General features: G+C 59.5%; 15 protein-coding genes. 11 read left to right on the top strand and 4 right to left on the bottom strand.

What is annotated here, in order from left to right; translation table 11 throughout:
- Positions 1-89: 89 nt before the first annotated feature.
- Positions 90-1,370, bottom strand: coding sequence for a 4-aminobutyrate--2-oxoglutarate transaminase (gene gabT, locus JQR87_RS17110; protein ID WP_407294834.1), 1,281 nt, complete (start codon positions 1,368-1,370; stop codon positions 90-92).
- 295 nt (positions 1,371-1,665) lie between these two features.
- On the opposite strand from gabT, the gene JQR87_RS17115 reads away from it, so the two are divergent.
- Positions 1,666-2,703, top strand: a complete 1,038-nt coding sequence (locus JQR87_RS17115) for a DUF3530 family protein (RefSeq protein ID WP_407294833.1) — start codon at positions 1,666-1,668, stop codon at positions 2,701-2,703.
- A gap of 3 nt (positions 2,704-2,706) precedes the next feature.
- On the opposite strand, the gene JQR87_RS17120 is transcribed toward JQR87_RS17115, so the two are convergent.
- Genes JQR87_RS17120 through JQR87_RS17130 form a run of 3 tightly spaced genes read right to left on the bottom strand, consistent with a single transcriptional unit; the run spans position 2,707 to position 5,159 of the window.
- Positions 2,707-3,477, bottom strand: a complete 771-nt coding sequence (locus JQR87_RS17120; RefSeq protein ID WP_407294831.1) for a DnaJ domain-containing protein — start codon at positions 3,475-3,477, stop codon at positions 2,707-2,709.
- Positions 3,478-4,143, bottom strand: coding sequence for an N-acetylmuramate alpha-1-phosphate uridylyltransferase MurU (gene murU, locus JQR87_RS17125; RefSeq protein WP_407294828.1), 666 nt, complete (start codon positions 4,141-4,143; stop codon positions 3,478-3,480).
- On the bottom strand, positions 4,140-5,159 hold the full coding sequence (locus JQR87_RS17130; protein ID WP_407294826.1) for an aminoglycoside phosphotransferase family protein: 1,020 nt from the start codon (positions 5,157-5,159) through the stop codon (positions 4,140-4,142). The genes murU and JQR87_RS17130 overlap by 4 nt, the downstream gene beginning before the upstream one ends.
- Positions 5,160-5,289: 130 nt before the next feature.
- On the opposite strand from JQR87_RS17130, the gene JQR87_RS17135 reads away from it, so the two are divergent.
- From JQR87_RS17135 to JQR87_RS17180, 10 genes are all read left to right on the top strand, one after another.
- Positions 5,290-8,055 carry an LPS-assembly protein LptD gene (locus JQR87_RS17135; protein WP_407294824.1) on the top strand — a complete coding sequence of 922 codons (2,766 nt, stop codon included), beginning with the start codon at positions 5,290-5,292 and terminating at the stop codon, positions 8,053-8,055.
- Complete coding sequence (locus JQR87_RS17140) at positions 8,036-9,343, top strand: peptidylprolyl isomerase (RefSeq protein ID WP_407297655.1); 1,308 nt, start codon at positions 8,036-8,038, stop codon at positions 9,341-9,343. The genes JQR87_RS17135 and JQR87_RS17140 overlap by 20 nt, the downstream gene beginning before the upstream one ends.
- 87 nt (positions 9,344-9,430) lie before the next feature.
- On the top strand, positions 9,431-10,420 hold the full coding sequence (gene pdxA, locus JQR87_RS17145; RefSeq protein WP_407294823.1) for a 4-hydroxythreonine-4-phosphate dehydrogenase PdxA: 990 nt from the start codon (positions 9,431-9,433) through the stop codon (positions 10,418-10,420).
- 134 nt (positions 10,421-10,554) lie between these two features.
- Complete coding sequence (rsmA, locus tag JQR87_RS17150) at positions 10,555-11,352, top strand: 16S rRNA (adenine(1518)-N(6)/adenine(1519)-N(6))-dimethyltransferase RsmA (RefSeq protein ID WP_407294822.1); 798 nt, start codon at positions 10,555-10,557, stop codon at positions 11,350-11,352.
- Between the two features lie 26 nt (positions 11,353-11,378).
- Positions 11,379-11,762, top strand: coding sequence for a Co2+/Mg2+ efflux protein ApaG (apaG, locus tag JQR87_RS17155; protein WP_407294820.1), 384 nt, complete (start codon positions 11,379-11,381; stop codon positions 11,760-11,762).
- On the top strand, positions 11,759-12,580 hold the full coding sequence (locus JQR87_RS17160; RefSeq protein ID WP_407294818.1) for a symmetrical bis(5'-nucleosyl)-tetraphosphatase: 822 nt from the start codon (positions 11,759-11,761) through the stop codon (positions 12,578-12,580). The genes apaG and JQR87_RS17160 overlap by 4 nt, the downstream gene beginning before the upstream one ends.
- Positions 12,577-12,906 (top strand): thiosulfate sulfurtransferase GlpE, encoded by a 330-nt coding sequence (gene glpE / locus JQR87_RS17165; protein WP_407294816.1) that lies wholly within the window; start codon positions 12,577-12,579, stop codon positions 12,904-12,906. The genes JQR87_RS17160 and glpE overlap by 4 nt, the downstream gene beginning before the upstream one ends.
- 267 nt (positions 12,907-13,173) lie before the next feature.
- Positions 13,174-15,096 (top strand): PrkA family serine protein kinase, encoded by a 1,923-nt coding sequence (locus tag JQR87_RS17170; RefSeq protein WP_407294814.1) that lies wholly within the window; start codon positions 13,174-13,176, stop codon positions 15,094-15,096.
- A gap of 92 nt (positions 15,097-15,188) precedes the next feature.
- Entirely contained in the window at positions 15,189-16,460 is a 1,272-nt protein-coding gene (locus JQR87_RS17175; RefSeq protein WP_407294811.1) for a YeaH/YhbH family protein, read from the top strand.
- Between the two features lie 10 nt (positions 16,461-16,470).
- Complete coding sequence (locus JQR87_RS17180) at positions 16,471-18,024, top strand: SpoVR family protein (protein WP_407294810.1); 1,554 nt, start codon at positions 16,471-16,473, stop codon at positions 18,022-18,024.
- Positions 18,025-18,104: the final 80 nt, after the last annotated feature.

Here is an 18,104-nt window from a genome sequence, read left to right on the forward strand (position 1 = left end):
CCTCGGGTTGCACGGGCAGAATGCCGCGCATTGTACCCGAGGGTCGGAGTTGCGGCGCGTCTGACATCAGTCAGCGCGCCGCCGATAGATCAGGTCAGCTCGTCGAAGCACTCATCAATGATGGCAAGACCGCGATTGAGCAGCTCGTCCTCGGCCGTCAGCGGCACCAGCACCCTCAACACGTTGTAGTAGGTGCCGCAGGACAACAGGATCAGCCCTTTCTCGCGCGCCTTTGCAACGATTTGCGATGTGAGCGCGGCAGCCGGACGAGCAAGATCGCCGTCTTCGAACAGCTCGATGGCGATCATCGCGCCAAGCCCGCGCACCTCGCCGATTTCCTTGTGTTGCGCCTGGATGGACTTCAGCCCAGCCGTGAGCTTCTCCGCCACGGACTTGCAACGGTCAAGCAGTCTTTCCTCCTCGAAGATTTCCATGACTGCCAGTGCTGCCGCGCATGACAACGGGTTGCCGGCGTAGGTACCGCCCAGCCCGCCCGGCGCAATCGCGTCCATGATCTCGGCCTTGCCGCACACGCCCGCAATCGGGAAGCCACCGCCAACGGATTTGGCGAAGGTGGTCAGATCGGCGACCACACCCATCTGTTCCATGGCGAAGAAGGTGCCGGTTCGCCCGGCCCCTGTCTGCACTTCATCGGCGATCAACAAGATGCCATGCTGATCGCAAAGCGCCCGCAGCCGGACCATGAACTCTTTCGGCGCGACATAGAAACCACCCTCGCCCTGCACCGGCTCAATGATGATCGCGGCGATGTCGCGTGGCTCGGCGTCGTTCTTGAAGATGCGTTCGATACTGGCAATGGACTCGCCGACGCTGACGCCGTGAATAGCGCAGGGGTACAGTGCCCGGAAGATCCCGCCTGGCATCAGCCCCATACCCGCCGAATACGGTGCGACCTTGCCGGTCAGCCCAAGGGTCATCATGGTGCGGCCGTGATAGGCTCCGGTAAAGGCGATGACACCGGCTCGGCCAGTCGCGGCGCGCGCGATCTTCACTGCGTTTTCCACTGCCTCGGAGCCTGTGGTCACGAGCAGGGTCTTCTTGGCGAAGTCACCAGGGACGCGCGCGTTGATCTTCTCGCATAGCTCGACATAGGGCTCGTAGGCGAGTACCTGAAAACAGGTATGGGTCAGCTTATGCAACTGACCCTCGACCGCCTTGAGGATTTTCGGGTGTAGGTGCCCAGTATTCAGCACGGCGATACCGCCGGCGAAGTCAATGAACTCGCGGCCTTCGACATCGACCACCGTGCTGTTCTTCGCGTAGTCGGCAAAGATCGGATGGATCTGGCCGACACCGCGGGGAACTGCGGCGACACGGCGGTGCATAAGGGATTCGTTGGTCTTGCTCATAAGCTCCTCGGTAGCCGCTCATCGTCGGCGCAAGTCGGAAAGAACACCAGGAAGCAGGCACGGCAGCATACGATGATCGACTGCCGCGTCTTCCGAAGCGTTCGGATCACAGTAGAACTCTGTGCATTATTTTGCACGCTCAACTTCAAGCCTTTTCTTCCGATAAGCTCCTACGCCAGCATTACTCATGTGCCCGTGCACACAGTCGAACCAGCAGTACCGCACGCATCACAACAAGTCAGGTATCCACGCCAACCTTGCTGAACGCTTGGTGCGTCGAATTCACGGAGTGTCAATGCCTCGTTTTCGCGATCTAATTCGGAGGGCTGTCGTCCTGTCCACAGTCCTTGCGGGCTGGTCCGTCAGTGCTGCGGATGAGCCGACCGAGCCGGATGCCGCCCCGGCCCCGGTTCCTGCCGAGCGGCCTGCGCTGCCTTCACGCAGCGACACGATGGCAGCCGACCTGGTGCATCAACTCCCGAACACGGAGTTCCTGAGCCTGAAAGGGGGCGAAGAAGATTTCGTCGCGCTCTGGAGACCTGCGAATGTGGGGGCACCCAAAGGGGTGATCATCTTGGTCCCAGGCGAAGGAGAGACGGCCGACTGGCCACGCGGCATCGGGCCGCTACGCCGAGGTTTGCCAGATCACGGCTGGCATACACTGAGCCTAACCTTGCCGGACTCGCCGAACCTTACCCCGATAGCCTCGGTACCAGAGGCGCCGACGGCCGTTCCGCCTGGCGAACAAAGCGAGGCAGAGGAGGCGGATGAGACGGAAGAGGCAGAGCAGGCTGACCCACAACCACCCAGCGAAGCCGGTTATCTGCCCGAGCAAACGGCAACGCCACCAGCCGAACCGCCGGTTGGAACGCCTGAGGCGGAGACAAGCGCCCAGCCAGAGTCACTGAAAGCCGGTCAGGCCGAACAGATCGACGAGCGCATCGAGGCGGCGCTTGCTTACGCCCGTAGCAAACAGCCAGCAGCAATCGTGTTGCTTGGACAGGGTACCGGTAGCTATTGGGCTGCACGGTATATCCAGCAGTCTGCACCAGCTGACGTTAAAGGTCTGCTGATGATTCAGCCTCGTAAGCCAGACAGCCAGGACGAACCGCTCGTACAGCTGGTTTCAGTACTCAAGCTCGCTACGGGAGATTTGTTTTACAAGGACGGCGCAGGCAATCTGTCAGCGGCCCGTGAACGACTGAACGCGAGCCGAAGGATCAATCACCCAAGCTACCGTCAGGTGGGGCTGCCCCCGCACACAGGTGACCGCGCTGTCGACCAGGAAAAACTGCTGCGGCGGGTGCGCGGCTGGCTGGACAAGCAGTCGTAACGGCTAGCGAAAGCCCCGCCGCTCTCGGATCAGACTGTATGCATGGTGCAGTTCGCGTGTTCGTTCGGTGGCCTCGCGAACTTGCGCCGGGTTCGCGCCTGCGCCAGCCTGTTTGTCGGGATGATGCTTGCTGAGCAAACGTCGATAGGCCCGCTTGATCGCTTGCGGCTCGCTGTCGGCACGAACCCCCAGTAGCCGCAAGGCCTGCTCGTATGCGCCGCCAGGGTTGCTCGGCGCGCCCTGGCGGCGCCCGCCGTACGGGTCCAGCGCGGCGATCGCCACCGAGTCCCAGCCCATCCACTTACCCCACAGCATGATCAGCTCGTGCTCGCGCGCATCGATCTGCCCCTGCGCTCGTGCCATGCGCCAGCAGGCCTGGAGGATCGACCTGGCCTCGTCCTGACGCCCCTGCAGGCGCTGCAAGGGCTCACGTAGGCCGTCGCCGCTGGACTTGCCGCGATAAAAGGCGTCGATGGCAGCCCGCTGCTGCGCAGCCGAGAGCTGCAGTCGACGCATTTCGTTTCGAGCAGTCTGAATGTGCGCCTCGCTGATCCTTCCGCTGCTTTTCGCCAGGCGCCCAAGCAGGAAGAAGAGCAGATCGTTGCCCTGCATGACTGGCTTGGCACCAGCCAAGCGCTGACGGAGGTTCGCCCAGGAGTCGATACCCAGACGGCGATCCAGAACCTGCCCTATCAAGGCGCCCAGCAGCGCGCCCGGGATGCTTGCCAGCAGCCAGCCGGCCAGCGCGCCCAAGAAAGTGATCGGCCAGAACATCTAGGCTCGGGCCTCAAGGACGCGCTCGACTTCAGCCAGGCGCTCCAGAGTTCCGACATCGATCCAATGCCCGGAATGGTGTTCTCCAGTGACCCGTCCGTCGAGCATCGCCTGGCGCAACAGGGGCGCCAGCTTGAATGCACCCGCGGCGCAGGACTGGAACAGTTCAGGGCTGAGCACCGCGATACCGCTGTAGGTCAACGCCGCACTCAGCTCATCGCGCACCCTTCCGTCGATCAATGTGAAATCCCCCTGCAGATGGTGCGCGGGGTTGTTGACCAGTACCAGATGAGCCAACCCTTCGAGCGGCCGGTTCAATCGGCGGAAGTCATAATCAGTCCAGATATCACCGTTGACGACGAGAAAGGGGCTATCCCCTAACAGCGGTAACGCACGATGGATGCCGCCGCCCGTTTCCAGCGGCTCACCCTCTGGGGAATAATTGATATGGACACCCAGACGCGCCCCATCGCCCAGATGAGCCTCGATCTGCTCGCCCAGCCAGGCGTGATTGATCACCAGCTCATCGAAACCCGCCTCAGCCAGCGCCCGGATGTGGTATTCGATCAGCGGCACACCCCCGGCCCGCACCAAGGGTTTGGGCGTGTGAAGCGTCAAGGGCCGAAGACGCTCGCCCTTGCCAGCGGCTAGGATCATCGCCTTCATGCGACGGGCTCCTGTGGCAGCCGCTGCAAAAGCTGCTTGAGTTCTGCGAGCTCCGGCCGTCGCGCCAACACAGTGTCGAGATAGGCGAAGAAGCGCGGCACATCGCCCAGGTAGCGCGGCTTGCCGTCGCGGTGACAAATGCGCGCAAAGATGCCGATCACTTTGAGGTGACGCTGCACACCCATCAGATCGCTGGCTCGGTGAAACGTGTCGAAGCTCTCCTGAACCGGAATCCCCCTGTCACGCGCCGTCTCCCAGTACCCTTGCAACCAGCCCAGCACGCGCTCGTCAGGCCAGCTGAGAAAGGCATCCTTGAACAACGAAGTGATGTCGTAGGTTACCGGGCCGACGACCGCATCCTGGAAATCCAGCACGCCAGGGTTCGGCTGACTGACCATCAGATTGCGCGGCATGTAGTCACGGTGCACCAGGACCGTCGGCTGTGCCAGCGCCGATTCGATCAGTACCTGACAGGTGCGCTCCCACAACTGCTGCTCGTCCGCCGTAAGCACATGCCCCAGATGCTGCTGCACATACCATTCTGGAAACAGTTGCAGTTCCCGACGCAGAAGCGCCTGGTCATAGGCTGGCAAGTCACTCGGAACGGCGTTGACTTGGAGCGTTAACAGGGCCTCGATGGCGTCGGCGAACAGTTGGTCGGCATTGTCAGGATCGATCACGTCCAGATAGGTTTGCCGGCCGAGATCGCTCAGGAGCAAAAAGCCCTGATCGAGGTCCGCTGCCAGAATATCGGGGACATGCACGCCTGCTTCGGCAAGCATCGCCGCGATGTTCACAAATGGCCGACAGTTCTCCTGCGGCGGTGGTGCATCCATCAGGATGAAGCTGCGCTCCGGCGTCTCCCAGCGAAAATAGCGCCGGAAACTGGCATCGCTACTGGCTGGGGTCAGAGCAACCGCTGGAGCGTCCCCCCAGCCACGCTGCGCGAAAAGCACGTCCAGATGAGGCTTCAGCCAGGCGTTAAGGTCCAGAAGACGTTGATCGTGTTGCGGCATACAGGGGCTCTCCACGGCGCTAGCCGATAGGCGGGTCATGCTTTATTATCCAGCATCTTTTTCAGCCCATCGAGAGGCGTGCGGCCCAGCCCGGCCGATGGCTCGCCGCAAGCACGGACCCAAAAATAAGATGGCAGTCATGTATCCCGCTTTTCGCAAAAAATTTCCTCTATTGGTAACCGGCGGCCTGCTCGCACTTCAACCTGTAGCGTCGCCTCTCGTTATTGCAGCTGAACAGTTCGCCTGCCAGCCTGGCGCCGGAGGAGGCTGGAACTGCTCGTCCGACACCACTAACACCGAACTGCCACCTCGCCCCGTTCATCCGGGTAGCGCTACCAGCGCAACCACGTCTGAACAGCCGCGCACCAGCAAAACAGGGCAGCAGGCAGCGATGACCACACTGGTCACCGAAAGCCGGGGGCGCGCCCTTGCATCACGCAGCGCCGATTACAGTCATCTGGACTGGGTGCCGCGCGATCAGTTGACCAATGCACAGCTGGCCGAGACAGGTCCGTACTGTGCCGGTACCTATGTTGAACCGAACCGGCCCGGTCAGTTCGACGACACGCCGATGAGCGAAGCCCCCACCTACGTGTCAGCCAAAGCAACCCGCTATGAGCAGCAGCAGGAAATCGCTACGCTGGCAGGCGACGTCGTGCTCCGGCAAGGCAGTATTCAGGCTGAGGCCGACGAGGCGAGCCTGTATCAGCGGGAGAACCGCGGCGAGCTGAAAGGCAATGTTCGCTTGCGAAATGACGGCGCGCTGATGGTCGGCGACCGCGCCGAGCTGTTCCTCGACACCGGTGAAGCCCAGGTCGAAAACGCCGAGTACGTGGTCCATCAAGGCAAGATCCGCGGCAGCGCGCTGTACGCCAAGCGTACCGAGGACGCCATCATCCGTCTCAAGGACGGCACCTATACGCGCTGCGAGCCTGGCGACAATGACTGGTATCTACAAGGCAACAACGTCACGCTGAATCCCGCTACAGGCTTCGGCTCGGCGACCAACGTAACGCTTCGCGTCAAAGGCGTACCGGTTTTCTACACGCCCTATATCTATTTCCCGATCGATGATCGCCGCCAGTCCGGCTTTCTCGCGCCCAGCATCAGTTCTTCCAGCGATACCGGGCTTGCAGTCGTCACCCCGTACTATTTCAACCTGGCGCCGAATTTCGACGCCACGCTTTACCCGAACTACATGACCGATCGCGGCCTGCTGATGGAAGGTGAGTTCCGCTATCTGACACGCAATAGCGAAGGTCAATTCGGCGGCGCCTACCTGGACGACAGCAATGACGACCGCAAGCTGCAGTCGGAATACGAAGATCAGCGCTGGATGTACAGTTGGCAGCATCGTACCGGTCTGGATTCGCGCTGGCTGGCAGAGGTCGACTACACCGACATCAGCGATCCCTACTATTTCCAGGACTTGGATACCAACCTCGGTATTGGTCAGCCGGACCACCTGGATCAGCGCGGCACCGTGACCTACCGCGCACCGAGCTTCACTGCACGACTGAACGTGCATGCCTATGAACGCGCCACAATTGCCGACGTTACGCCTTATGAGCGACTACCGCAGCTGACCTTGAACGGCGCGCTGCCATTTCAGCCGGGCGGCCTGCGATTCGCCTACGACACTGAATTCGTCAGCTTCCAGCGCAGCTTGCGTAGCGGGTATTTCACTGACCAGTATGGCAACACCGGCACGCCAGAACAGCTCTGGTACGACGCGCGCCTCACCGGCTTGACGCGGGCAGAAGGTGAACGCCTCCATCTTGAGCCCGGCGTCAGTCTTCCGCTGGATTGGAGCTGGGGCTTCGTCGAACCGTCGGTGAAATACGCGTACACCAAATACGACCTGACGCTAGACAACACTGGCCGCAGTCAGGTGACCGATTTCAACGATTCACCCGACCGCAGCGTGCCGATTATCAGCGTCGACAGCGGTTTGTACTTCGATCGCAACACGCAGTGGTTCGGCAAGGAGTATCGCCAGACGCTCGAGCCGCGGATGTTCTACCTCTATGTGCCGAAAGAAGATCAGGACGACATTCCAGTATTCGATACAGGCGAATACACCTTCAGCTACGCATCGTTGTGGCGCGAGAATCGCTTCACCGGCAGGGATCGGATAGGCGATGCCAATCAGCTCTCGCTCGGCGTGACCAGTCGCTGGATCGAACCGAATGGTTTGGAGCGCCAGCGTTTCAGCATAGGCCAGATCGTCTACTTCCGTGATCGCGAAGTGCAGCTACCGAACCTCGAAAACCGTCCCGGTTCGACATCCGACGTGTCGCCATATGCGCTCGAGTACATGTATCGCTATGACCGCGACTGGCATTTCACCTCCACATTCAACTGGGATCCGGATGAAGGCCGCACGCGCTCAGGCAGCGCGATGTTCCACTACCAGCCGGCGGACAACCCCCGAAAGATCGTCAACTTCGGTTATCGCTATCGCAACGACACCGTGCGATTCGACCAGGCGACCGGTCAGTGGACCTATGGCGGCGACTACGGTACGCCAGGCACGCCGGGGTACATCGAGGACTATTACAAGATCAACCAGCACGACATCTCCACCATCTGGCCTATCCTGCCGCAGTGGAGCGTGATCGCACGCTGGCAGCACGACTACAGCCGCAACCGTACGCTGGAAGCCTTTGGCGGCTTCGAATATGACAGCTGCTGCTGGAAGCTGCGTCTGATCAACCGCTACTGGATCGATTACGACGAGACCAGTCTCAACCCATCGCAGAACGATGAGCCGGACAACGGCATCTTCCTGCAAATCGTCCTCAAGGGACTCGGTGGCGCCATCGGCAACTCCACTGAGACATTCCTCGACGAAGGCATACAAGGTTACCGTGAACGTGAAGATCAAGCTTTCTGATTGCCTGCGCCCCCTGCTGGCGGGCGCCCTTCTGCTGGCCAGCGCGACTGCTACCCTGACCGCCTCGGCCGAGATTCGACAGCTCGACCGTATCGTCGCGATCGTCGATAACGACGTGATCATGCAGAGCCAGCTGGACCAGCGCATGCGCGAAGTTCAGCATACCATCGAGAAACGCGGCGCCGAAATGCCGCCCACGGAGGTTATGCAGCAGCAGGTACTGGAACGACTCATCACCGAAAATCTACAACTGCAGATCGGTGAGCGTTCCGGCATCCGCATCTCCGATGAAGAGCTCAACCAGGCAATGAGCACGATTGCTCAGCGCAACAACATGACCCTGGACCAGTTTCGCGCAGCCCTTGAGCGTGACGGCCTGAGCTTGGAGACCGCTCGCGAGCAGATTCGTCGTGAAATGGTGATCAGCCGCGTGCGTCAGCGCCGAATTGCCGAGCGGATTCAGGTATCGAATCAAGAGGTCGAAAATTTTCTGGCTTCGGATCTCGGCAAACTGCAGCTATCCGAAGAGTACCGCCTGGCCAATATCCTGATTCCGGTGCCAGAGTCGGCGGACTCGGCGGCCATACAGAACGCGGAAAAGCTGGCGATGGACACCTATCAGCAGCTTCAGCAAGGCGCGGACTTTGCCCAACTGGCCGTCTCTCGGTCTGCGAGCGAGAACGCACTTGAAGGCGGGGACATGGGCTGGCGCAAAGCAGCTCAGCTGCCACCACCCTTCGATACTGAAGTCAGCACCATGTCGGTAGGCGACGTTACTCAGCCGGTTCGTACTCCGCCGGGCTTCATCCTGCTCAAGGTACTCGACAAGCGCGGTGGCGAGACGCAGGTAAGGGACGAGGTGCATGTCCGCCATATCCTGATCAAGCCGAGCCAGATTCGCAGCGAAGAAGAGAGCCGCCGTCTGATCCAGCGGCTGCGTGACCGCATCCAGGCGGGCGAAAGCTTTGCCGAACTGGCGAAGAGTTTTTCCGAAGATCCGGGCTCGGCGCTCAATGGCGGCGACCTGAACTGGATCGACCCCAACTCGCTTGTGCCAGAGTTCCGTGAGGTCATGGCCAACACAGCCAGCGGCCAGCTGTCTGAACCATTCGAGACGCCGTACGGCTGGCATATATTGGAAGTGCTTGGACGCCGCGCCACAGACGCCAGTGATGAGTTCCGCGAACAGCAGGCTCTCAACCTGCTGCGCAACCGCAAGTACGAGGAAGAATTGCAGAACTGGCTTCGCCAGATTCGCGATGAAGCCTACGTCGAGATCAAGATCTGATAGTGCGTTGACCTGCTCGTCTGCAACGCCTCAGCGGGCCGGCCAATCGGCCGGCCCGCTTCTTTTCATCAGCCTGAAGGCATCGACATGTCCGCCAAACGCTTCGCCTTGACCCCCGGCGAGCCCGCCGGCATCGGTCCAGACCTCTGCCTGCTGCTCGCGCGTGACGCGCAGGCCCACCCGCTGATCGCTGTCGCCAGCGCCGAGATGCTCAGAGCACGTGCACGCGAGCTGGGATTGGCCCTCACGATCGAGGAAGTAACTACCGAGTGTTGGCCTGAAGCCCCAGCACCAGCCGGCACTCAGTATGTATGGGACACGCCCCTGAACGCACAAACAGTGGCCGGAAAGCTTGATTCGGCCAATGCCAGTTACGTGCTCGAGACGTTAAAGCGCGCCGGGCGCGGCTGCCTCGACGGCAGCTTTGCCGGCATGATCACTGCCCCCGTGCACAAGGGCATCATCAACGAAGCAGGTATCGCCTTTTCAGGGCATACCGAGTTTCTTGCTGAGCTGACCGCGACCGAGCAGGTTGTGATGATGCTGGCGACACGTGATTTGCGCGTCGCCTTAGTCACCACCCATCTCCCACTCAAAGATGTAGCAGGCGCCATTACAGCGGAGCGTCTGCGACGCGTCGCGCGTATCCTTCACTACGACCTCGTGAGCAAGTTCGGCGTACCGCACCCTCGCATACTCGTCTGCGGCCTGAATCCTCACGCGGGCGAAGGCGGGCATCTAGGACGAGAGGAAATCGAGGTGATCGAGCCCACGCTGCACGAGCTCCGCGTAGAAGGCCTGGACTTGGTAGGGCCGCTACCTGCAGACACCTTGTTCACGCCCAAGCATCTGGAGCATTGCGATGCGGTACTGGCGATGTATCACGACCAGGGTTTACCGGTTCTGAAATACAAAGGGTTTGGTGCTGCAGTCAATGTCACGCTAGGGCTTCCCATCGTCCGTACTTCCGTCGATCACGGTACGGCGCTGGACCTCGCCGGTACGGGTCGGATCGACACTGGAAGTCTGCAGGTCGCAATAGAGACGGCCTACCAGATGACTGCTACTCAGCCATAGCGAACAGGTTGCCCAGCCTCACCGCACCTCAGCGAGAGCGCCGGGCTCCTTTTGGCTGCTAAACTTAGCCCTTTCGACTTTCTGCTTTGTGCTCTCGCTTGATGCTTGCAGCTAGAAGCCTGGAGCTGCTGTACATGTCCGAGAATTACCAACACCGAGCGCGCAAGCGTTTCGGTCAGAACTTCCTCCACGATGCGGGGGTGATTCATCGCATCCTTCGTTCCATTCATGCCAAGCAAGGGGAGCGAATCGTCGAGATCGGCCCCGGCCAGGGGGCGCTGACCGAAGGACTGCTCGATAGCGGCGCCCACCTCGATGTGGTCGAGCTGGATCTGGACCTGATACCCATCCTGCAACAGAAATTCGCTGACCGTGAAAACTTCGCGCTCAATCAGGGCGATGCGCTGAAATTCGACTTTGCCAGGTTGAGCGCCGAACCAAACAGCCTACGCATCGTCGGCAATTTGCCATACAACATTTCCACCCCTCTGATCTTTCACCTGCTCGATCACGCCAGCCTGATTCGAGACATGCATTTCATGCTGCAGAAAGAAGTAGTCGAGCGTCTCGCAGCGGAGCCGGGTGGTGGTGATTGGGGTCGGCTGTCGATCATGGTGCAGTATCACTGTCGCGTCGAGCACCTGTTCAACGTGGGGCCTGGCGCATTCAATCCAGCCCCGAAGGTCGACTCGGCCATCGTTCGCCTGGTACCGCACGACATACTGCCGCACCCGGCCCGAGACCATCGGCAGCTCGAAACCGTCGTACGTCAGGCGTTCAATCAGCGCCGCAAGACTTTGCGCAACACCCTAAAAGGACTGCTGGATGCGGACGCCATTGTGGCGGCCGATGTGGATGGCAGCCTACGCCCGGAACAGCTGGACCTGGCTGCGTTCGTAAGACTATCCGACCAACTATCTGCCCGCGGCTGAAAGCGTCCTGCGCGAAGGAGCACCCCATGCCTGAAGACCTCCGCTACCGGATCGAGATCAGTGTCCGCCCGGCCTATCTGGCTGACCAATCACAGCCGGAACAAAACCGTTTTGCCTTTGCCTACACAGTAACCATCGAAAACACGGGTCAACTGACTGCGCAATTGCTATCACGTCACTGGATCATCACTGACGGAGACGGTCAGGTGCAGGAAGTGCGTGGCGAGGGCGTGGTCGGTGAGCAGCCAGTGCTCGCCCCCGGCAAGCGTCATGTCTACACCAGCGGTACGCTGATGGCATCACGCGTCGGCACGATGCAAGGCAGTTATCAGATGCTTGCCGAAGACGGGCACCGTTTCGATGCCACCATTGCGCCGTTTCGGTTGGCCGTACCTGGAGCCTTGCATTGACTACCTATGCTGTCGGCGACCTGCAAGGTTGCCTTACACCTTTACAAAGCCTGCTGGAGCGAGTCGATTTCAGCCCGTCCCGAGACTGCCTCTGGCTGGCAGGCGACCTGGTCAACCGAGGCCCGCAGTCACTTGAATGCTTACGTTTCGCGCGTGATCTCGGCAGTTCAGGCGTGACGGTACTGGGCAACCATGATCTGCACCTGCTTGCCGTTGCGTATCAGGTCGAACGGCTCAAGAAATCAGACACGCTGCAGGCGATCCTCGACGCACCCGACCGCACCGATCTGATTTATTGGCTTCGCCAGCAAAAGCTCATTCATCACGACGCCGAACGTGACGTCACCATGGTTCACGCCGGCATTCCGCCGCAGTGGTCGCTTTCCAAGTCCCTGCGCCGTGCAGCCGAAGTCGAGCAGGCACTTCGCGACGACGCCACGCTGCAGCCTTTCCTTGATGGCATGTACGGCAACCAGCCCGCCAAATGGAACAAGGACCTGCATGGAATTCCGCGTCTACGGCTGATAACCAATTACTTCACCCGTATGCGCTTCTGTAAAGCTGACGGCACGCTCGACCTGGAAGCCAAGGAAGGTCTCGAGTCAGCACCTGACGGTTACGCGCCATGGTTCAGTCATCCAACCCGTAAAGCACGCGGCGCCAAGATTATCTTCGGCCACTGGGCAGCGCTTGAGGGCCGTTGCGACGAGCCAAACGTGTACGCACTGGATACAGGCTGCGTGTGGGGCAATTCGATGACCATGATGAACGTCGACAGCAACGAGCTGTTCCGCTGCGATTGCGAGGCAAAGCCATGACAGAATTCAAACGTATCTCCCCAGAGCAGGCACAGGCACTGCGCTTACAAGGTGGCGTGGTCGTAGACATACGCGACCCCCAGAGCTACGCGGGGGGCCATATCAGCGGCTCGACCCACCTCGATAATTATTCCTTGCCCGATTTCATCGCGGCGGCCGACCTCGACCAGCCACTGATCGTCACCTGCTACCACGGCAACTCCAGCCAAAGCGCAGCCGCGTACTTGATCAGCCAGGGTTTTTCGGACGTCTACAGCCTCGACGGTGGCTTCGAACTGTGGCGACAGGCGTTTCCGCAAGAGATCGAACACGGCGATCCCGTCTAAATACCCCGACGCTCTCAGGCCGCAGGCAGCGCGGCCTTGAGCCTCTTCCGACGAAACGCAGCGGCAAAAAACGCTCTCCTTCCTTGATCTTGCCGAATCCGGACTATCCTCAATGCAGGCCATCCAAATAGGTGGAAGCCGTGCATCGGCTACCGGGCCTCAGTTTCGACCATCAGGTGTTCGGGGGAACTCCACAGGCCGGTAAGTCGGCCGTACCTGAATGCATGATGACAACACCGGCTCCGAGCATCGTCCGAGGTGAAGTCAATGAGCATTTTCAGCCATTTCCAGCAACGATTCGAAGCAACCCGTCAGGAGGAATATTCGCTTCAGGAATATCTCGACCTGTGCAAGGAAGACCGGGGAACCTACGCTACCGCAGCCGAGCGCCTGTTGATGGCCATCGGCGAGCCCGAACTGATCGATACCTCGACCGACTCGAGACTCTCGCGCATCTTCTCGAACAAGGTCATCCGCCGCTACCCCGCCTTTGAAGACTTCCATGGGATGGAAGACTGTATCGATCAGATCGTTTCCTATTTCCGGCACGCCGCCCAGGGCCTGGAAGAAAAGAAGCAGATCCTCTACCTGCTGGGCCCGGTGGGCGGCGGCAAGTCATCGCTTGCCGAGAAACTCAAGCAACTGATGGAGCGGGTGCCCTTCTATGCAATCAAGGGCTCTCCGGTCTTCGAATCGCCGTTAGGGCTGTTCAACCCCGCTGAAGATGCGCAGATTCTCGAGGAGGATTACGGCATCCCGCGGCGATACCTCAACTCGATCATGTCGCCCTGGGCCACCAAGCGCCTGCAGGAATTTGGGGGCGATATCAGCCAGTTCCGCGTGGTCAAGCTCTACCCCTCGATCCTCAATCAGATCGCTGTCGCCAAGACCGAGCCGGGCGATGAAAACAACCAGGATATTTCTGCACTGGTGGGCAAGGTCGATATCCGTAAGCTCGAGGAATTCCCACAGAACGACGCCGATGCCTACAGCTACTCGGGAGCGCTGTGTCGCGCCAACCAGGGCATGATGGAATTCGTGGAGATGTTCAAAGCCCCCATCAAAGTGCTCCATCCGTTGCTGACCGCTACCCAGGAGGGCAACTACAACAGCACCGAAGGCCTTGGGGCGATTCCCTACAACGGGATACTTCTCGCTCACTCCAACGAGTCGGAATGGCACACCTTCCGCAATAACAAGAACAACGAAGCCTTCATCGACCGCATCTACATCGTCAAGGTGCCGTACTGCCTGCGCGTGACCGATGAGATCAAGATCTACGACAAGCTGCTGGTCAACAGCTCGCTGTCGAAAGCCCATTGCGCGCCCGACACATTGAAAATGCTGGCGCAGTTCTCGGTGCTCAGCCGCCTGAAGGAACCGGAAAACTCCAACATCTATTCGAAAATGCGCGTCTATGACGGAGAGAATCTCAAGGACACCGACCCCAAGGCCAAGTCGATACAGGAGTACCGCGACACCGCGGGCGTCGACGAAGGCATGAACGGGCTCTCGACCCGCTTCGCTTTCAAGATCCTGTCCAAGGTGTTCAACTTCGACCCGCACGAGATCGCCGCCAACCCGGTTCACCTGCTGTACGTGCTTGAACAACAGATCGAGCAGGAGCAATTCCCGGCCGAGGTGCGCGAGCGCTATCTGCGCTTCATCAAGGAGTACCTCGCGCCGCGCTACGTCGACTTTATCGGCAAGGAGATCCAGACGGCTTATCTGGAATCCTACAGCGAGTATGGCCAGAACATTTTCGACCGCTACGTGCTCTATGCCGACTTCTGGATCCAGGATCAGGAATACCGCGACCCGGAAACCGGCGAGATTCTCAACCGCGCAGCGCTCAACGAAGAGCTGGAGAAGATCGAGAAGCCAGCCGGCATCAGCAACCCGAAAGACTTCCGCAATGAAATCGTCAACTTCGTGCTGCGTGCACGGGCCAACAACAACGGCAAGAATCCTTCCTGGCTCAGCTACGAGAAGCTGCGCGTGGTGATCGAGAAGAAAATGTTTTCCAACACAGAGGATCTACTCCCGGTCATCAGTTTCAATGCCAAGGCCAGCAAGGAAGATCAGAAAAAACACAACGACTTCGTCGTGCGCATGGTCGAGCGCGGTTATACCGAGAAGCAGGTACGCCTGCTTTCGGAATGGTATCTGCGCGTACGTAAATCGCAGTAAGAGCAGCTGAGGGCTTGGAGCCGGAGCTGGAAGCAGATGCAGCACGCTTCCGGCTCTGGCTCATGACTTCCAGCTCAGCCCGGAGGGCTCGTATGAGTTACGTGATCGACCGCCGTTTGAACGGCAAGAACAAGAGTACGGTCAATCGCCAGCGATTCTTGCAGCGATACCGTGGACACATAAAAAAGGCCGTTGAGGAGGCCGTTGGACGCCGCTCGATTACTGACATGGAGCACGGCGAACAGATTAGCATTCCCGGCCGGGACACCGATGAGCCGATCCTCCACCACGGACGTGGCGGCCGGCAGACCATCGTGCACCCTGGAAACAAGGAGTTCGTCGCCGGTGAACGCATCCCTAGGCCGCAAGGCGGCGGTGGCGGCCAGGGGGCTGGCCAGGCCAGCAACAGCGGCGAAGGCATGGACGATTTCGTGTTTCAGATCACCCAGGAAGAATTCCTCGATTTCATGTTCGAGGATCTGGAGTTACCCAACCTGGTCAAACGTCACCTGAGCGGCACTGATACCTTCAAGACAGTTCGCGCCGGCATCAGCAATGAGGGCAATCCGTCCCGTATCAATATCGTGCGCACCTTACGCTCGGCTCATGCGAGGCGCATCGCCCTGTCGGGAAGCAGCCGCGCCAAGCTCCGCGAAGCCAAAGCTGAGCTGGCGCGACTGAAGCTGGAGGAGCCCGCCAACTTCACCGACATTCAGGCGGCCGAAGAGGAAATCGAACGGCTCAGCGCCCGCATTCACCGGGTGCCCTTCCTCGATACGTTCGACCTCAAGTACAACCTATTGGTGAAACATCCAAACCCCAGCTCCAAGGCCGTGATGTTCTGCCTGATGGACGTGTCAGGCTCGATGACCCAAGCCACCAAGGACATCGCCAAACGCTTTTTCATCCTCCTGTACCTGTTCCTCAAGCGGAACTACGACAAGATCGAGGTGGTGTTCATCCGCCATCACACCAGCGCCAAGGAAGTCGACGAGGAAGAATTCTTCTACTCCCGCGAGACCGGCGGCACCATCGTGTCCAGCGCGCTGAAAATGATGCAGGAGATCATGGCCGAGCGTTATCCCACCAACGAGTGGAATATCTATGCGGCGCAGGCGTCGGACGGCGATAACTGGAACGACGACTCGCCGGTTTGCCGGGACATCCTGATCAACCAGATCATGCCGTTCGTCCAGTATTTCTCATATGTTGAAATCACCCCGCGAGAACATCAGGCGCTGTGGTACGAATACAACCAGGTGGCCGAAGCGTTCAACGACTCGTTCGCCCAGCAGCAACTGGTAACCGCAGGGGACATCTACCCGGTGTTCCGCGAACTCTTCCAGCGGCGCATGGCTAGCTGAGGTACGCAGCATGAAACGACAGCCCATTTCCACCGGCTCGGAATGGACCTTCGAGCTGATCCAGACCTACGACCGAGAAATCGGCCGCATCGCCGAGCGCTATGCACTGGACACCTACCCCAACCAGATCGAGGTCATCACCGCCGAGCAGATGATGGACGCTTACGCCTCGGTGGGCATGCCGCTGGGCTATCACCATTGGTCCTACGGCAAGCATTTCCTCAGCACTGAAAAATCCTATAGCCGTGGGCAGATGGGCCTGGCCTATGAGATCGTGATCAATTCCGACCCCTGCATCGCTTACCTGATGGAAGAAAACACCATTACGATGCAGGCGCTGGTCATTGCCCACGCCAGCTACGGGCATAACAGCTTTTTCAAAGGCAATTACCTGTTCCGCACCTGGACCGACGCCAGCTCTATCATCGATTATCTGGTGTTCGCCAAGCAGTACATCACCCAATGCGAGGAGCGCCACGGCATCGACGCGGTGGAAGACCTGCTCGATTCCTGCCATGCATTGATGAACTACGGCGTCGACAGGTACAAGCGACCTTATCCGATCTCCGCCGAAGAAGAGCGGCGACGTCAGAAGGACCGCGAAGAACATCTGCAAAAACAGATCAACGATCTGTGGCGAACCATTCCCAACTTTGGCGGGAAGGAAGACGAGCGTCAGCGAGACCAGCGATTTCCCGCCGAGCCCCAGGAGAACATCCTTTACTTCATCGAAAAGCACGCGCCGCTGCTGGAGCCCTGGCAGCGCGAGGTCGTGCGCATCGTGCGAAAGATCGCGCAGTATTTCTATCCACAGCGCCAGACCCAGGTGATGAACGAGGGTTGGGCCACGTTCTGGCACTACACGCTGCTGAATGATCTCTACGATGAAGGCCTGGTAACTGACGGTTTCATGATGGAGTTCCTCCAGTCGCATACCAGCGTGATCTACCAGCCCGGCTTCGACAGTCCTTACTACAGTGGCATCAACCCTTACACACTCGGGTTCGCCATGTATCAGGACATCCGCCGCATCTGCGAACACCCAACGGACGAGGACAAACGCTGGTTCCCCGACATTGCGGGTAGCGACTGGCTGACCACTGTGAAATTCGCGATGAACAACTTCAAGGATGAAAGCTTCATCTTGCAGTTCCTGTCGCCCAAGGTGATCCGAGACCTCAAGCTGTTCAGCATCCTCGATGACGACCGCAAGGACGAACTGTTGGTCCCAGCCATCCATGACGAGAACGGCTACCACGCCATCCGCGAATTGCTGGCGGCGCAGTATAACCTTGGCAACCGTGAACCCAATGTGCAGGTCTGGAGTGTCGATCGCCGCGGTGATCGCTCACTGACCCTGCGCCACCAGCAACACGATCGTAAACCCTTGGGCAGCTCTACTGCCGAGGTGCTCAAGCATCTACATCGACTCTGGGGTTTCGACGTGCATCTGCAGTCGATGCAGGACGATAAGCTGGTGGCCACTCATCACATGCCTCCCCGAGCCGAACCGGAACTTGAGGCTAAATATCCCGGCATGAACCTGGTGCTGCCTCCGACCTGATCGGCACGCCACTTCAGCCGAGGATACCCGTTGGCATCCTCGGCTTGATGCGATGGGGCATTCGTTTATCCTCCGGCGAA

The organism is Stutzerimonas stutzeri, assembly GCF_051028275.1.
Classification (GTDB): domain Bacteria; phylum Pseudomonadota; class Gammaproteobacteria; order Pseudomonadales; family Pseudomonadaceae; genus Stutzerimonas; species Stutzerimonas stutzeri_AS.

Excerpts from the sequence above, each read along its gene's own strand:
- apaG (WP_407294820.1), top strand. The coding sequence starts at position 11,379 with ATGCCTGAAGACCTCCGCTACCGGATCGAGATCAGTGTCCGCCCGGCC.
- JQR87_RS17175 (WP_407294811.1), top strand. The coding sequence starts at position 15,189 with ATGAGTTACGTGATCGACCGCCGTTTGAACGGCAAGAACAAGAGTACG.
- JQR87_RS17135 (WP_407294824.1), top strand. The coding sequence starts at position 5,290 with ATGGCAGTCATGTATCCCGCTTTTCGCAAAAAATTTCCTCTATTGGTA.
- JQR87_RS17130 (WP_407294826.1), bottom strand. The coding sequence starts at position 5,159 with ATGCCGCAACACGATCAACGTCTTCTGGACCTTAACGCCTGGCTGAAG.
- JQR87_RS17115 (WP_407294833.1), top strand. The coding sequence starts at position 1,666 with ATGCCTCGTTTTCGCGATCTAATTCGGAGGGCTGTCGTCCTGTCCACA.
- JQR87_RS17120 (WP_407294831.1), bottom strand. The coding sequence starts at position 3,477 with ATGTTCTGGCCGATCACTTTCTTGGGCGCGCTGGCCGGCTGGCTGCTG.
- JQR87_RS17170 (WP_407294814.1), top strand. The coding sequence starts at position 13,174 with ATGAGCATTTTCAGCCATTTCCAGCAACGATTCGAAGCAACCCGTCAG.
- JQR87_RS17180 (WP_407294810.1), top strand. The coding sequence starts at position 16,471 with ATGAAACGACAGCCCATTTCCACCGGCTCGGAATGGACCTTCGAGCTG.
- rsmA (WP_407294822.1), top strand. The coding sequence starts at position 10,555 with ATGTCCGAGAATTACCAACACCGAGCGCGCAAGCGTTTCGGTCAGAAC.
- gabT (WP_407294834.1), bottom strand. The coding sequence starts at position 1,370 with ATGAGCAAGACCAACGAATCCCTTATGCACCGCCGTGTCGCCGCAGTT.
- pdxA (WP_407294823.1), top strand. The coding sequence starts at position 9,431 with ATGTCCGCCAAACGCTTCGCCTTGACCCCCGGCGAGCCCGCCGGCATC.
- murU (WP_407294828.1), bottom strand. The coding sequence starts at position 4,143 with ATGAAGGCGATGATCCTAGCCGCTGGCAAGGGCGAGCGTCTTCGGCCC.
- glpE (WP_407294816.1), top strand. The coding sequence starts at position 12,577 with ATGACAGAATTCAAACGTATCTCCCCAGAGCAGGCACAGGCACTGCGC.